The organism is Salmonella enterica subsp. arizonae, from assembly GCF_008692845.1.
Taxonomy (GTDB): Bacteria; Pseudomonadota; Gammaproteobacteria; order Enterobacterales; family Enterobacteriaceae; genus Salmonella; species Salmonella arizonae.
In genome coordinates, this window is the sequence record NZ_VXJW01000002.1 from 275,110 (window position 1) to 289,150 (window position 14,041).

The following is a 14,041-nucleotide window of genomic DNA, read 5'->3' on the forward strand; positions in this document are numbered from 1 at the left end:
TTACCTTAACAAAGGCTGTAACAGCGAAAAGGATTACATCATCCCAGCACAGAAAGGGCAATCTTACCGCGCCAGCTCTTACCTATGTCTGTGATAGGCATCATCATTAATACTCTTTTCGCTTTGATCTTAAAAGGAAAAAATATGATTAAACGTACACTACTGCTTGCTATGCTGCCCATCCTCGCCCACGCGGAAGAACTGCCTGCGCCGGTTAAAGCCATTGAAAAACAGGGAATAACTATCCTGAAATCCTTCGAAGCGCCGGGCGGCATGAAGGGCTATCTCGGGAAGTATCAGGATATGGGCGTTACGATTTACCTGACGCCGGACGGTAAACACGCTGTTTCCGGCTATATGTATAATGAAAAGGGTGAGAACCTTAGCAACGCCTTGATAGAAAAAGAGATATACGCCCCCGCCGGGCGTGAAATGTGGCAGAAAATGGAAAAAGCGTCATGGATACTCGACGGTAAAAAAGACGCGCCGGTTGTGTTGTATATCTTCGCCGATCCTTTCTGCCCCTATTGTAAGCAGTTCTGGCAACAAGCTCGTCCGTGGGTCGAATCCGGTAAAGTACAATTACGCACATTACTGGTCGGCGTGATTAAACCGGAAAGCCCGGCCACAGCCGCAGCGATCTTAGCCGCTAAAGACCCGGCAAAAACCTGGCATGACTATGAGGCTTCCGCAGGAAAGATGAAACTTAAGGTTCCGGCGTCCATCTCTCCGGCGCAGATGAAAGTTATTAATCAGAATCAGCAACTGATGGACGATCTTGGCGCTAACGCTACCCCGGCAATTTATTACATGAATAAAGATAACACGTTGCAACAAGTTGTCGGTTTACCGGAAAAAGCGCAGTTGGACGCCATGATGGGGCAACCTTAACGCGGAAACCAGAAAAGCAGGAGCTTAATAGTACCAGCCCGATATCGCTGCGCTTATCGGGCCACGTCCTCCTGGCATTAGAGCGATGCCGGACCAGAATGCCGTTCGACGCAGATCTTTTAGTTTTATCACGTGATTGTCAGATATGTAAATTATATCCACTTTTACTGTAATTATTTACTCGCTAAAATATTCACAACTGTGGTATTTTAGTTTGAATAAACTCTACGTTAAGTTCAATAAACATAATCTTGGTAAATTATTGAGATTAAGTCATAATCATGAAACATACCATGATAACGCCGGGAAGATATTATGGCTAACCTTTACGACCTTAAGAAATTCGATCTTAACCTATTGGTTATATTTGAATGTATTTATCAACATTTAAGCATTAGCAAAGCTGCAGAAACGCTCTATATCACGCCTTCTGCTGTAAGCCAGTCATTGCAACGCCTGCGCACGCAGTTCAATGATCCACTATTTATTCGTTCAGGCAAAGGAATTACGCCTACCGTAACAGGCATTAATTTACATTATCATTTAGAAAATAACCTTAACAGCCTGGAGCAAACTATTAATATAATGAATCAATCCAGTCTGAAGAAAAAGTTTATTATTTATAGTCCACAAATATTGATAACTAAACAATTACTGGAAATGGTTAATTATCTTCGTAAAGAACCATTGGTTGAAATTGAACATCATGACATTTTGACAGCGGATGAACCCCTTGCAGATCTTCTCGCCTACCGTAAAGCAGATATCGTACTCTCTATGTCTCCCATCAGTAATCGCTCCATTGTTTGTACACATCTGCATATGGTGGATTGCGTGCTGGTTTGCAGTGAAAACCATCCCAGATTGCGAGAAAGCGCAAGTGTTGAAGAACTGTTGCAAGAGACGTTTACGCATCTCATCGCTAACGATGAAGTCGCAGTAAAAGAGCATCAGGCATTCCTTGATCATGTATTAGCAGAAAGAACTATAGGCTTTAAAAGTAAGTCGCTTATCACTATTGCCAATGCTATTAGCGTTACAGATCTTATTGGTTTTTTACCCAAAACTGTGGTGACTTATTATCAACCCACAGTTAAGCTTAGAAAGGTTTCCACACCTTTTTCTATCCCTGCTAACCCACTTTACCTTATGTATAATAGAGCTTCGATGAATAATAGCGGATTTGCTGAGTTAATTGAGCACATTACAAAAAAATATTAATAACAAGGTTAACAAACAGCCACTAATATAAATTTAACGCATATTTCAATATGATTTATTTACTTGATAAATATAATAAAGTATTGCAAGTTAATCTAATCAGCTTATCCTTTATGTTAATTGTTTTAAATGTACTATAGTTAACATATTGGAGAATATCCAGAGATGTCAGTTTATAAAGTTCCGCTTGACCAAAATGTCCTGGAAGCGGCTCAAGAGCGTATAATGTGGACCCTGGAAACATTACCCCGGGTCTGCGTCTCATTTTCTGGTGGTAAAGATTCAGGAATTATGCTGCACCTGACGGCAACGTTGGCGCGCAAAATGAATAAAAAGATCCACATACTCTTCATTGACTGGGAAGCGCAATTCTCCTGTACTATCGCCTATATTGAATCGTTACGTGAATATTACGCGGACGTTATTGAGCGTTTTTATTGGGTTGCATTACCCTTAACCACACAAAATTCACTTTCACAATACCAACCGGAATGGCAATGCTGGCAACCGGGAGCCGACTGGGTACGACAACCACCAGAAGATGCGATCACCGATCCTGCCTTTTTTTCGTTTTACCAACACGGTATGACCTTTGAACAGTTCGTTCGCGATTTTGCCGACTGGTTTTCAGAAAATCGCCCTGCCGCTATGCTGGTCGGTATTCGTTCAGACGAATCCTATAACCGGTTTTTCGCTATCGCTAACTCGCATAAGCTGCGCTTTGCCGACGATAAACCCTGGACCACGTTAGCCCCCAAGGGGCACACCTGGTATATCTACCCCATCTATGACTGGAAAACCGCAGATATCTGGACTTGGTTCGCCAAAACAGGTAAACCATGTAACCCACTGTATAATTTGATGTATCAGGCTGGCGTACCGGCCCGTTACATGCGTATTTGCGAACCGTTCGGCCCGGAACAACGGCAGGGATTATGGCTGTATCATGTTATCGAACCTGAGCGCTGGGCGGCCATGTGCGCCAGAGTCAGCGGCGTACTCAGCGGAGGAATATACGCCGGACAGGACAGCTATTTTTACGGCCACCGGAAAATTTTAAAACCCGCTCACCTTAACTGGGAGGAGTACGCGTTGCTCCTGCTACATAGTATGCCTGAAGTCACTGCCGAACATTACCGTAATAAAATCGCCGTTTATTTGCAGTGGTATAAGAAAAAAGGCATGGACTCGATCCCGCAAACGCAGCAGGGCGATATCGGAACGCGGGACATTCCGTCGTGGCGACGGATCTGCAAGGTATTATTGAACAATGATTACTGGTGCCGGGCGCTGTCATTCAGTCCAACAAAGCCGAAGAGTTACCACCGCTATAACGAACGCATGAAAGCTAAACGTCAGGAATGGAAAATCTTATGCAACACCGACTCACAACTGAAATAATTCACTTTCTCTCTGAACTGCCTGAAGAGGAGAGGATTGCCGCCATTAATGAATTTAGAATGGCGATACATAGCGTTAGTCCTTTTCGCAATGAGCCTGTCGATTGCGTCCTGTGGGTGAAAAATGACCATATTTCGCCTAATGACTACAACCCGAATAACGTTGCGCCGCCGGAGAAAAAATTGCTGCTCAAATCGATTGAAAAAGATGGGTTTACTCAGCCGATCGTGGTGGTAAAAGCCGATGCGGAGGAATACGAGATTGTGGATGGTTTTCACCGTCATGAGCTGGGCAAAGGAAAAGCGGTCCTGAAAACACGTCTGAAAGGCTATCTGCCGATAACATGTCTGGACAGAGAACGCCACGAACGGATGGCGGCAACTATCCGGCATAATCGCGCGCGCGGGCGCCACCAAATCCACGCCATGTCCGAAATCGTGCGCGAACTTTCTCTGTTGGGCTGGGACGAAAGCAAAATCGGTCAGGAGCTAGGCATGGACGCAGATGAAGTCTTGCGCCTGAAACAGATCAACGGTCTGCAGGAGCTTTTTGCAAACCGTCGCTTCTCCAGAGCGTGGACGGTAAAATAACTACAGTTTACACAGGCGATCTGCGGCGGCCAGCAGCGTTAATTCCTGTTTAGCGAAACATAAACGTATAAGCTGATGCGGGAAAGGGGCGGCGCAAAAGACAGAGAGCGGAATAGCGGCAACACCGACGTCTTTGGTTAGCCACTGACAAAACTCAACGTCATTTAGCGTCGACACAGCGCTGTAATCGATTAACAGAAAGTAGGTGCCTTCACAGGGCAGCACTTTTAATCGGCTTTGCGCCAGCGCGTTAACCAGCATATCCCGTTTTTTCCGATAAAAATCGGGTAACGCGCGATAGTGTTCCGGCGCGGCGCGCAGCATATCCGCCAGTGCCAACTGCGCCGGCGTATTGACGCAAAACGTCAGGTACTGGTGAATTTTGCGTATTTCGGCACTAATGGCCGCAGGCGCAACGCAATAACCGATCTTCCACCCCGTCATATGGAAGGTTTTACCAAACGACGAAACGACAACCGCCCGCTCTCGCAACTGTGGGTGCGCCAATACGCTGGCATGGCCCTCGGCAGCAAAACAAATATGTTCGTACACTTCATCGCTTAATACATAAATTTCTCGCTCGCCGATGGCCTGCCACAGCGCCTCAATATCTGCCTGGCGCCAGACGGTGGCGGTAGGATTGTGCGGCGTATTAAGGATCACCAGTCGCGTGCGCTCGCTAAGCAACTCTGAAAACGCCTGCCAGTCCACGCTAAAATGCGGCGGCGCAAGCATTATACGTTTTAACACTCCGCCAGAAAGCTCAACGGCCGGCGCATAACTGTCGTAGCTCGGATCGAAACAGATAACCTCATCACCTTCCCGCACCAGCGCGGTAATCGCCGCATACAATGCCTCTGTGGCCCCCGCTGTGACGATAATATCACACGCGTCATCTGGCCGATAACCATATAGCTCCGCCGTTTTATCGGCAATGGCCTCCCGCAGCGCCTGCGCGCCCATCATCGGCGCATATTGATTCGCACCCTGCGCGACATAATAAGCCAGCCGCTCTTGCAAATAACGAGGACAATCAAAATCAGGGAAGCCTTGCGATAAATTTATTGCCTGATATTTCTGCGCCAGCGCGCTCATTTGCGTAAAAATCGTGGTGCCAAGACTGGGCAATTTGCTTTGTGGAATCAGTGGATTATTTCTCATTATCTTCCTACCCGCCAGTGAAGTGATTGTTGACACACTATAACACGGTGTTAGCATTTGGCAATCAAGACGTTTAGATGGCTAAATATAATAACACCGATCAGAAGACTATAAGGACAGCACAACATGAACAACACTGAAATCCGCGTCGTTACCGGCCCGGCGAATTATTTTTCCCATAGCGGAAGCCTTGGAAGAGTGACGGATTTTTTCACGCCGGAACAGCTTTCCCACGCCGTTTGGCTGTACGGCGAACGCGCGATTACCGCTGCCCGGCCTTACCTACCGGAAGCGTTTGAATGCGCTGGCGCAAAACATTTGCGGTTTACCGGTCATTGTAGCGAAGGGCATGTTGCCCAGCTGGCGCACGCCTGCGGCAACGATCGTCAGGTGGTGATTGGCGTCGGCGGCGGCGCACTGCTTGATACCGCAAAAGCACTCGCCCACCGCCTGACGCTGCCGTTTGTCGCTATCCCGACGATCGCGGCGACCTGCGCCGCCTGGACACCGCTTTCCGTCTGGTATAACGACGCGGGACAGGCGTTGCAGTTCGAAATTTTTGATGATGCCAATTTTCTGGTGCTGGTCGAACCACGCATTATTCTGCAGGCGCCCGATGACTATCTGTTGGCTGGCATTGGCGATACGCTGGCGAAATGGTATGAAGCCGTTGTACTTGCGCCGCAGCCTGAAACATTGCCATTGACCGTTCGACTGGGCATTAACAGCGCGTGCGCCATTCGCGATCTCCTGTTGGCAAGTAGCGAGCAGGCATTAGCGGATAAACAGCAACGACGACTGACACAGGCATTTTGCGACGTTGTGGATGCGATTATCGCTGGCGGCGGGATGGTTGGCGGCCTCGGTGAACGGTATACCCGTGTCGCCGCCGCCCATGCGGTACACAACGGCCTGACCGTCCTGCCGCAAACGGAGAAATTCCTGCACGGAACGAAAGTGGCTTATGGCATTCTGGTGCAAAGCGCGCTACTGGGTCAAGATGAGGTTCTGGCGCAATTGATTGCGGCGTATCGGCGTTTTCATCTGCCAACCCGGCTGGCTGATTTAGCAGTGGATATCAAAAACCACGCAGACATTGATAAGGTCATCGCCCATACTTTACGTCCGGTCGAATCTATTCATTTTTTACCCATTGCCTTAATGCCGCAGACGCTGCGCGCCGCTTTCGAGAAGGTAGAGACATTTAACGTGTAATGCCCAGGCCGGATAGCGCTACGCTTATCGGGCCATAATCATCCCTCACTAACAGCAACGCGCGCCGCCTTTTCCACCATAGCGCGCATCCTGCCGCTCGCGGAAAAATTCTTCATAGGTCATCGGCGTCTGATCGGGGTGCGTCACGCGCATATGCTCAACATAGTTGTCATAGTCTGGCACGCCAATCATCATTTTTGCCGCCTGCCCCAGATACTTTCCGGCTTTCGAAAGCGTATCAAACATCGTTGTCACCTGTCATTCAAGCACCCTCCCCTTGTCCTGGAGAGGGCTATTAATGAAAAAAGATTAGTGCGCGCCTTTCGCCTGCGTCACGATCTCATCCACATTTTCCGGCATCGGCTCATACGGCGTTTCATTCGCCGTCGGTTTATCAATTTTCAGAGCGGCCAGCGCCGTCTTAATAGAGAACAACGCCAGCACCACGACCACCACCATAAAGAAGATCGTTAGCCCGGCATCCAGACGGTTATTGAATACCAACTGCGCGAGCTGCGATTCGGTGTACTGCGGAGAAATATTGCCACTGTCAATCATCGCCTGGAATTTGTTGGCAATGGCCAGAAAGCCGATTTTGGTATCCGGACTAAACGCTTTCTGCCATCCCGCCGTCAGCGTACAAATCAGCAGCCAGGCCGTCGGCACCAGAGCGACCCACGCATAGCGCTGACGCTTCATTTTGAACAGTACCACGGCGCAAAGCATCAGCGCCATTCCCGCCAGCATCTGGTTAGCGATACCAAACAGCGGCCACAAGGTGTTAATACCGCCCAACGGATCGACCACGCCCTGATGGAGGAAATAGCCCCACGCCAGTACACACAACGCAGTAGCAAGCAGGTTCGCTGGCAGCGAATCGGTACGTTTCAGCCCTGGCGACACCACGCCCAACAGATCCTGCAACATAAAGCGCGCCGCACGGGTACCTGCATCCACCGCCGTCAGAATAAACAGCGCTTCAAACAAAATGGCGAAGTGATACCAGAACGCCACATCCATCATGCCGCCCAACGCGCCATGTAAAATGTAGGCCATCCCTACCGCCAGCGTTGGCGCGCCGCCCGCGCGGGAGATAATGGATTGTTCGCCGACTTCATTGGCAATCTGGTGTAGCGTATCCGGCGTGATAGCGAAGCCCCAACTGCTAACCACCTGTGCGGCAGAAGCCACGACATCCGCCGTCCCCGATGGCGCCAGTACCGCCATCGGGCTATTCATCGCAAAGTAAACGCCTGGATCGATAATACAGGCGGAAACCAGCGCCATAATGGCGACGAAAGACTCCATCAACATCCCGCCGTAGCCAATAAAACAGGCCTGACCTTCATTGGCCAACATCTTCGGCGTCGTGCCGGAAGAGATGAGCGCGTGGAAACCGGATACCGCGCCGCAGGCAATGGTGATAAACAGGAACGGGAACAGATCGCCCGTCCAGACCGGTCCTGTGCCATCAACAAATTTGGTCAGCGCCGGCATGGTCAACGTCGGACGCATAATCAGGATCCCGACCGCAAGACCGACAATCGTGCCAATTTTCAGGAAGGTAGAGAGGTAATCACGCGGCGCGAGCAGCAGCCAGACCGGCAGTACCGCCGCAACAAAACCATACCCCACCAGCATCCAGGTAAGCTGCACGCCGGTAAAGTCAAAGTACGGCGCCCAGGTTGGGCTTGCCGCCACCCATCCGCCGGAAATAATAGCGAAAATGAGAAATACCAGCCCAATGACCGACACCTCGCCGATGCGCCCCGGACGCAGATAGCGCAGGTAGATGCCCATAAAAATCGCCAGTGGAATGGTGAATGCGACAGTGTACGTTCCCCACGGGCTATGGGTCAGCGCTTTCACTACAATCATCGCCAGGACGGCCAGAATGATCACCATGATCATAAAGCAGGCCACTAGCGCGATCACCCCTGCCGTCGCACCCATCTCCTCTTTAACCAGTTCGCCAAGCGAACGCCCATCGCGCCGGGTCGAAACGAACAGCACCATAAAGTCCTGTACCGCTCCAGCCAGTACGACGCCCGCCAGCAGCCAGATCATCCCCGGCAGATAGCCCATCTGCGCCGCCAGCACCGGCCCGACCAGCGGCCCCGCGCCAGCAATGGCCGCAAAATGGTGACCAAAAAGCACCTTCTTATCAGTCGGGACATAATCCAGACCGTCGTTATGACGCACTGCGGGCGTCATACGCGTTGGGTCAACCGCCAGCACTTTCCTGGCGATATAGAGTCCATAAAAACGATACGCAATAAGATAGACGCAGACCGACGCCACCACAATCCATAGCGCGTTGATCTGTTCCCCACGATTTAACGCAATATATCCCAGGGCAAACGCACCCAATATGGAGAGCGCTGTCCAGACGAGGTATTTCCCTGACTTATTCATAGTTGTTGTCCGTTTGCGTGTTCCAGATAGAATGTTACATTTTGTTTCTATAACACCTTTACTGTAATTAACAACACAACAACATAATAAAATCGGAGCGTTACTCATTTTTTACATTACAGTGTTAACTGGATCACTTCCTTTTTTCGTTAACGCTGCAATTGCAGTTTATTTTGTCAGAGCTATCCCATTACCGCCGTTCCCAGGCGACAGGTGCAGCAGCGCCTCCCCTGCTCATCAAAAAGCGTAATTTCCCAGCTTTGATTCTGCCGCCCCAGATGCAGCGGCTGGCAGACGCCGCGCACTTTCCCCTGCGAGACGGCGCGGTGGTGGGTGGCGTTCAACTCTGTCCCAACTACGCACTGCCCGTCGCGGGTCATCAGATAGCCTGCCATTGATCCTAACGTCTCCGCCAGCGCTGCTGATGCGCCGCCGTGTAGCAGGCCAAACGGTTGATGAGTGCGGATATCAACGGGCATTTCCGCCTCCAGCACCTCATCGCCCAGGCGGGTGTATACGATACCCAGATGTGCTACCAGCGTGTTCTGGCTGGTAGCGTTCAATTCATCCAGCGTTAAATCCCGTTTCCAGATCATCATCAGGCTCCCAATGTTGAACCACCGTCCACCACAATATCCTGCAAGGTAATGTGGCTGGCCAGATCGGAGGCAAGGAACAAGATGGTACTGGCTATCTCCTGTGGACGGGCGATTTTGCCGAGCGGAATACCAAGCTTAAACTGCTCGCCGAAACCGCGAATGCGCTGCTGTTCAGCCTCTTCGCTCACCCATAATGCACGCTGCATATCGGTGTCGGTCGAGCCAGGCGACACCACATTACAGCGCACCCCGCTGCCCGCCAGCTCCAGCCCTACGGTCAGCGCCAGGCTTTTCAGCGCCGCTTTAGAGGCGCCGTAGGCGCTCATACCGATACGCGGCGTATGCGCCGCATCCGAGGCAACGGTGACAATCGCTCCGCCCTGCTGACGGCGAAACTGCGCCATCGTTTGCGAAAACAGGTTAAACGCCCCGCCCACATTGACCGCAAATGTCTGTTGCCAGTCGTCGACGCTAAGCGCGTCGGTCGCTCCCATACGCAAAATACCGGCGGCGTTGACCAACACATCCAGCCGTGGTGTTTTTTGCAATATGCGCTGGCACACCTGAGCGACCTGCGCGGCATCCGCCACGTCCATAACTTCGGTAGTAAAGGGGTAATCCGCTGGCGTAAATTCACGATCGAAGCCGATTACCCGGGCTCCGGCGTCGACAAAGGCTAGCGCCGTCGCGTAGCCAATCCCTTTCCCCGCGCCGGTCACCCATACCGTTTGGTCTGAAAAATCAATACCAGGCATTACTGCACCTCGCGAGAAAGCAGTGCCCACCAGGCATCAATGGTCGGATTTTTCGCCAGCATCACGAAGTCGATATCGCCGTGTACTTTACGCCAGCGCGCCGCCAGTCCCATCATTCGTACAGAGTCCAGGCCATAATCAATCAGGTTTTCATCGTCCAGCGGCTCGTCGGTCTCATCCAGCAACGGCAGAATCAACGCCCGCAGCGCCGCTTTACTGGCAGGAACCGGCGTCGGCAACAGCGATTCAGTCATGACGACCCGACCTGAACGTCCCGCCACATAGTTCAGGGCCATCAGATGCTCTTCCCGGCTGAAATCCGCCAGCGCATCCGCCACCATAAACGGCTTAATGTCGCGCATAAACGCATCGGTAGCGGTAGTCATACAGCCAATATGCGCATACACGCCGGTAATGATGAGTTGATTGCGTCCGGTATCTTTTAACATCTGTTCCAGCGGCGAGCGGTGAAACGCGCTATAACGCCACTTCACCAGCACCGTATCCGCCTCATCCGGCATTAAGGCTTCCACCACGTTTTGCTGATCCGGAGAACGCGTCAGTCCCGGTCCCCACATATCATTGAGTAACGCGCGGTCTTCATCGCTTTGCTCTTTCGGCTGAGCGGTGTAATAGACCGGAATATGATGCTCTTTACAGTACTGGCGCAGGGCGGCGATATTGGCAATCACCTGCTCCATCATTGGACAGTTGCGGCCCCAAAAGCTGACAAAGTACTCCTGCATATCGTGGATGAGCAGCGCAGCGCGCTCCGGTTCAAATACCCAGTTCACTTTATTGGTCAGGATGTCCAGTGCGGTGGGCAGCGCGTAAGACTGTAGTTTCGGGATTGCCATCTCTCTTTCTCCTTCAGAGCGGTGAACGGGACGCCAACCACTGGCGTAATTGTTTTTTATCGACTTTACCAACCGGCGTCAGCGGCAGTGACGCAACGCACTCTACGCGATCCGGTAATTTAAATTCCGCCACTCCCTGCTCTCGCAGGAAACGGCGTACCTGTACCGCACGCAGCGGCTCTTTTACCACCAGGTATGCGCAACTTTTTTCCCCCAGCAGTTCATCTTCCATGCTGACCAGCGCCGCATGGATCACCGCCGGGTGGCGCAGTAACAAGTTTTCTATCTCTTCGGCGGCTATCTTCTCGCCGCCCCGATTGATCTGATCTTTTTCACGTCCGTGGACGGTGATGTAACCGTCTTGATCAATGGAGATCAGATCGCCGGAACAGTAAAAGCCGTTGGCGTCAAAAGCGTTGGCATTGTGTTGCGGACTGTTGAAATAGCCGCGGAAAGTATAGGGGCCGCGCGTCATCAGACGGCCAATCTCGCCCGGCGGCAGAGGATTTCCGTCGGCATCCGCCACCCACACTTCGTCGTCCGGGCACATGGGTCTTCCCTGGGTATGGATAATCCGTTCCGGACTATCGTCCAGCCGGGTATAGTTCACTAACCCTTCCGCCATGCCGAAGACCTGCTGCAACTGACAACCAATTTCAGCCGGAATACGGGCGGCCAGCGTCGCGGAAAGCCGCGCGCCGCCAACCTGCAATAACCTTAATGACGCCAGTGGCGCATTGCCGCCCCACTCCTGGATAGCCTGTAGCCATAGACTGACCGCTGGCGGCACCAGCGCCGTGGCATTAATCTGGTGTTTTTCGATCAGCGGGAAACAGAGCGTGGCGCTGGGATCGGTCGCCAGCACTACCGTTCCTTTGGCGAGAAAGACGCCCAGGGCGCCCGGCGAACTCATGGCGTAGTTATGCGCGGCGGGAATCGCGCACAGAAAACGCGTCTCCTCGTTGAAACCGCAAATCTCATTGCTGCGGCGCACGCTGTAGTAATAGTCGTTATGGGTACGGGGAATAAGCTTTGGCGTGCCGGTAGTCCCCCCGGAAAGCTGAAAGTAGGCCACGTCGTCAGCAGGTGATGGCGTGGCGGTGAAATCTTCCGCCGTCTGACGCATCGCCGCGTCCAGGCTGTGATCGCCGTCGTCGTTACGCAATAACACCACCCGCACAGAGCGATGTTCAGCTACAAACGTGTTGAGAAAGGCCTCCCCGGTGAACAGCGTATGTTGGCGATCGGCAATTACCAGCGTCGGCGCGATCTGCGTCGCATAGGCGTTAAGTTCGGTGCGTTGATGGCTAAACAGCGCCAGAACGGGCGCTACGCCAAGCTTCAACAGGGCGAAAAAGGTGATATACAGTTCCGGCACATTCCCCAGTTGCACCAGAGCGGTTTCACCGGGTTTGATGCCCTGACGGCGTAAATTGCAGACCAGGTTATCCGCAGCTTGGTTGAGCTGGCGATAGCTGAACGCGCGCTCGCCTTCAATGACCGCCGTCTTGTCGCTGTCAGCGTGGCGGGTCAGAATGTCGGTCAACGGCACGTCTTGCCAGTAGCCTTTTTCACGATAACGGCGGGCAAATTCATCCGGCCAACGGGTGAAAGGTATACGCATCATCGTTCCTTAATGCAGTCCAAAAACGTTCAACATCGTAGAGAGTTTGACGCCCGTTTCCCGCCACTCTCCGACTGGCGAAGAGGCGGGGACAATCCCGGCGCCGGCGAACAGGCGTACCTGATTACCGCGCAATTTCGCACAACGAATCGTCACTACCCACTCGCCATTTCCTTCGGCGTCGCACCAGCCGACAATGCCGCCAAACAGTTCCCGATCGAACGGTTCCAGTTCAGCGATCAGCTTTTTCGCGACCTGATGGGGGAAACCGCTTAGCGCAGGCGTCGGATGCAGCAGACAGGCCAGCGTCAGCGCGTTTTCTCCGGCGTTGGCCTTGCCCTCAAACGGCGTACCGAGATGCCATAGCGTCGGCGTGGTAATCAACTGCGGAGAGGAAGGTAATTGCAGTTCCGTGCTGCGATCGCGCAGGATCTGCTTCATCGCCTGCGTCACCAGCTCATGTTCATGGCGATCTTTTTGTGAAGCCAGCAATCGGTTTCCCGCCTCGCGATCCAGAACGTCATCCGGCTGTCGGCGTGCCGAGCCTGCTAACGGCAGCGAACTAAACCGCTCGCCCTCTTTGCGTAGCAACAATTCGGGGCTGGCGCCCAGCAGAACGCCGCCATCCGCCAGTGGCACATGGAAGTTGTAACTAACAGGATTCTGCGCAACCAGCCGCTCCAGCAATGCTCCGCTATCCACCGCCACATTAGTGGTGATATCTATCAGCCGGGAAAGCACCACTTTATCGACGTCTGGCGTGGCGGTCAGCATAGCCGCGCGTGCGACCATCGCTTCAAAAGCATCCTGCTCCGGAATCGCCTTTCGCGCCGTCACCGTCACCGGCTGATGGTCAGTAAAATAACGCGCCGTGCGCTGCTTTTCCTGGCGAGAAAAAAGCTGCCACTCTAGCGGGATAAATAGCGACGATGGCTGACAGGTATCAAAGGGGATCGCGCCCACCAGGATAGGATTTACAATGCCCTGCGATTTGGCCGCAGCAAACTGCTGTCGCAATTTCTGCTGGAAAGGGCTATCCGGCGAATCCCCGGAGACCGCAGGCTCGGTATAACGGGCGAAACACCCGGAGGTGGTAAAACTGCGATACGGCGACATGAAGAAAAAGCGGTCGGGAGCAAGCGTTGCCATTGTCTCCTGAGCGTCCTCGGCCAGTGACATATCCATATCATCCTCCAATGATAAAGGCTTATATACACTTCATCCTTCAAGCTGCCTCTTTGTTGGCTGCGCTCAGAAACCCCGGTCACATAGTTATCTATGCTCCCGGGGATTTCTTCCCTTGCCGCCGCGA

The 14,041-nt window shown here is 52.5% G+C and carries 13 protein-coding genes; 5 read left to right on the forward strand and 8 right to left on the reverse strand.

Annotated features, from left to right (window positions below; genetic code table 11):
• Positions 1 to 144: 144 nt before the first annotated feature.
• From dsbG to F4V61_RS05935, 4 genes are all read left to right on the forward strand, one after another.
• Positions 145 to 891: a thiol:disulfide interchange protein DsbG gene (dsbG, locus tag F4V61_RS05920; RefSeq protein WP_000597130.1), complete on the forward strand. Its 747-nt coding sequence runs from the start codon at positions 145 to 147 to the stop codon at positions 889 to 891.
• A gap of 315 nt (positions 892 to 1,206) precedes the next feature.
• The gene (citR, locus tag F4V61_RS05925) at positions 1,207 to 2,112 is read left to right on the forward strand and encodes a DNA-binding transcriptional repressor CitR (protein WP_000002485.1); all 906 of its coding nucleotides are present in this window, start codon (positions 1,207 to 1,209) and stop codon (positions 2,110 to 2,112) included.
• Between the two features lie 165 nt (positions 2,113 to 2,277).
• On the forward strand, positions 2,278 to 3,513 hold the full coding sequence (locus tag F4V61_RS05930; protein ID WP_058819217.1) for a phosphoadenosine phosphosulfate reductase: 1,236 nt from the start codon (positions 2,278 to 2,280) through the stop codon (positions 3,511 to 3,513).
• A complete protein-coding gene (locus F4V61_RS05935; protein WP_012210391.1) occupies positions 3,486 to 4,103 on the forward strand; it encodes an IbrB-like domain-containing protein in 618 nt (205 codons plus the stop codon). Before F4V61_RS05930 ends, F4V61_RS05935 begins: the two co-directional genes overlap by 28 nt.
• On the opposite strand, the gene F4V61_RS05940 is transcribed toward F4V61_RS05935, so the two are convergent.
• Entirely contained in the window at positions 4,104 to 5,264 is a 1,161-nt protein-coding gene (locus tag F4V61_RS05940) for a pyridoxal phosphate-dependent aminotransferase (RefSeq protein ID WP_038396594.1), read from the reverse strand.
• A gap of 126 nt (positions 5,265 to 5,390) precedes the next feature.
• On the opposite strand from F4V61_RS05940, the gene F4V61_RS05945 reads away from it, so the two are divergent.
• Positions 5,391 to 6,479: an oxidoreductase gene (locus F4V61_RS05945; RefSeq protein ID WP_001066328.1), complete on the forward strand. Its 1,089-nt coding sequence runs from the start codon at positions 5,391 to 5,393 to the stop codon at positions 6,477 to 6,479.
• Positions 6,480 to 6,527: 48 nt separating this feature from the next.
• Here the strand turns inward: F4V61_RS05945 and F4V61_RS05950 are convergent, their stop codons facing one another.
• The 7 genes from F4V61_RS05950 to entC all read right to left on the reverse strand — a co-directional run bounded on the left by F4V61_RS05950 (position 6,528) and on the right by entC (position 13,914).
• Complete coding sequence (locus tag F4V61_RS05950) at positions 6,528 to 6,725, reverse strand: YbdD/YjiX family protein (protein ID WP_000460621.1); 198 nt, start codon at positions 6,723 to 6,725, stop codon at positions 6,528 to 6,530.
• 63 nt (positions 6,726 to 6,788) lie between these two features.
• Positions 6,789 to 8,894, reverse strand: a complete 2,106-nt coding sequence (gene cstA / locus F4V61_RS05955; protein ID WP_038396597.1) for a pyruvate/proton symporter CstA — start codon at positions 8,892 to 8,894, stop codon at positions 6,789 to 6,791.
• 182 nt (positions 8,895 to 9,076) lie between these two features.
• Positions 9,077 to 9,490, reverse strand: coding sequence for a proofreading thioesterase EntH (gene entH / locus F4V61_RS05960; protein ID WP_024131967.1), 414 nt, complete (start codon positions 9,488 to 9,490; stop codon positions 9,077 to 9,079).
• 2 nt (positions 9,491 to 9,492) lie between these two features.
• Positions 9,493 to 10,248, reverse strand: coding sequence for a 2,3-dihydro-2,3-dihydroxybenzoate dehydrogenase EntA (gene entA, locus F4V61_RS05965; protein ID WP_038396599.1), 756 nt, complete (start codon positions 10,246 to 10,248; stop codon positions 9,493 to 9,495).
• Positions 10,248 to 11,105, reverse strand: coding sequence for an isochorismatase (locus F4V61_RS05970; RefSeq protein ID WP_038396601.1), 858 nt, complete (start codon positions 11,103 to 11,105; stop codon positions 10,248 to 10,250). The genes entA and F4V61_RS05970 overlap by 1 nt, the downstream gene beginning before the upstream one ends.
• 13 nt (positions 11,106 to 11,118) lie before the next feature.
• Positions 11,119 to 12,729 (reverse strand): (2,3-dihydroxybenzoyl)adenylate synthase EntE, encoded by a 1,611-nt coding sequence (gene entE / locus F4V61_RS05975; protein ID WP_058819213.1) that lies wholly within the window; start codon positions 12,727 to 12,729, stop codon positions 11,119 to 11,121.
• Between the two features lie 9 nt (positions 12,730 to 12,738).
• Complete coding sequence (entC, locus tag F4V61_RS05980) at positions 12,739 to 13,914, reverse strand: isochorismate synthase EntC (RefSeq protein ID WP_079782185.1); 1,176 nt, start codon at positions 13,912 to 13,914, stop codon at positions 12,739 to 12,741.
• Between the last annotated feature and the right edge of the window lie 127 nt (positions 13,915 to 14,041).

Coding starts and splice junctions, on each gene's coding strand:
- dsbG (WP_000597130.1), top strand. CDS start 145: ATGATTAAACGTACACTACTGCTTGCTATGCTGCCCATCCTCGCCCAC.
- citR (WP_000002485.1), top strand. CDS start 1,207: ATGGCTAACCTTTACGACCTTAAGAAATTCGATCTTAACCTATTGGTT.
- F4V61_RS05930 (WP_058819217.1), top strand. CDS start 2,278: ATGTCAGTTTATAAAGTTCCGCTTGACCAAAATGTCCTGGAAGCGGCT.
- F4V61_RS05935 (WP_012210391.1), top strand. CDS start 3,486: ATGCAACACCGACTCACAACTGAAATAATTCACTTTCTCTCTGAACTG.
- F4V61_RS05940 (WP_038396594.1), bottom strand. CDS start 5,264: ATGAGAAATAATCCACTGATTCCACAAAGCAAATTGCCCAGTCTTGGC.
- F4V61_RS05945 (WP_001066328.1), top strand. CDS start 5,391: ATGAACAACACTGAAATCCGCGTCGTTACCGGCCCGGCGAATTATTTT.
- F4V61_RS05950 (WP_000460621.1), bottom strand. CDS start 6,725: ATGTTTGATACGCTTTCGAAAGCCGGAAAGTATCTGGGGCAGGCGGCA.
- cstA (WP_038396597.1), bottom strand. CDS start 8,894: ATGAATAAGTCAGGGAAATACCTCGTCTGGACAGCGCTCTCCATATTG.
- entH (WP_024131967.1), bottom strand. CDS start 9,490: ATGATCTGGAAACGGGATTTAACGCTGGATGAATTGAACGCTACCAGC.
- entA (WP_038396599.1), bottom strand. CDS start 10,248: ATGCCTGGTATTGATTTTTCAGACCAAACGGTATGGGTGACCGGCGCG.
- F4V61_RS05970 (WP_038396601.1), bottom strand. CDS start 11,105: ATGGCAATCCCGAAACTACAGTCTTACGCGCTGCCCACCGCACTGGAC.
- entE (WP_058819213.1), bottom strand. CDS start 12,729: ATGCGTATACCTTTCACCCGTTGGCCGGATGAATTTGCCCGCCGTTAT.
- entC (WP_079782185.1), bottom strand. CDS start 13,914: ATGGATATGTCACTGGCCGAGGACGCTCAGGAGACAATGGCAACGCTT.